General features: G+C 57.5%; 1 protein-coding gene. It reads right to left on the bottom strand.

What is annotated here, in order from left to right:
* Positions 1 to 555: hypothetical protein (locus EOA49_RS33220; protein ID WP_206520262.1), on the bottom strand; the 555-nt coding region annotated here is incomplete at its 3' end.
* Positions 556 to 595: the final 40 nt, after the last annotated feature.

Raw genomic sequence — 595 nt, 5'->3', positions numbered from 1 at the left:
GTCCTCGCCTGAGGCCAAATCTGCGTCGGCGGCCTCCTGACATCCGCTCCCGCCACCAATTTCCCAAGCGCAATCAATCTGCAAAACAAAACCCCGCCGAAAATCGACGGGGTTCGTCAGCAGTCTGGAGGTCGGGCAAGCCCGACCTTTTTTCTTTTCCTGGTTGGAGACCGCATCGTGCGACACCCTGAAATACCGCAAGGAATATTCAAACCCAAACCGACCGCGATCGAAACGAAGCAGGAAGCCACAACCAGGGCAGCCCGCCAACGGTGAAGCCGCCGCCCGAGAACAGAAGACCGAGCGGTTAAGGCTGGCGAGGCTTGCCAGTGAGGCAACTAGGTCCAATCTACATTCAGGATTCTCAACGCGGTTTGGCGTTGATTCATTGTGTTCCGAGGGTTCTGATTCGGAGCGCGACGGATGGCCAAACGGTACGAACTGACGAACGTCCAGTGGGCGCGCATCGCGGTACGGCAAATGGAAGAGCGTCCATACCCGCTTCTCGCGTTGGGCCAACAAAGGCGTGTGGGAGCGGGTCTTCAAAGCCCTCATCGACGATCCCAACAATGAATATCTCATGCTCGACACCACC

Origin of the sequence: Mesorhizobium sp. M1A.F.Ca.IN.020.04.1.1 (genome assembly GCF_003997315.1) — a bacterium.
In the GTDB taxonomy this organism is placed as follows: Bacteria; Pseudomonadota; Alphaproteobacteria; order Rhizobiales; family Rhizobiaceae; genus Mesorhizobium.
Note: the sequence above shows the minus strand (reverse complement) of the source record. Positions and strands in the feature narration are given on the sequence as shown.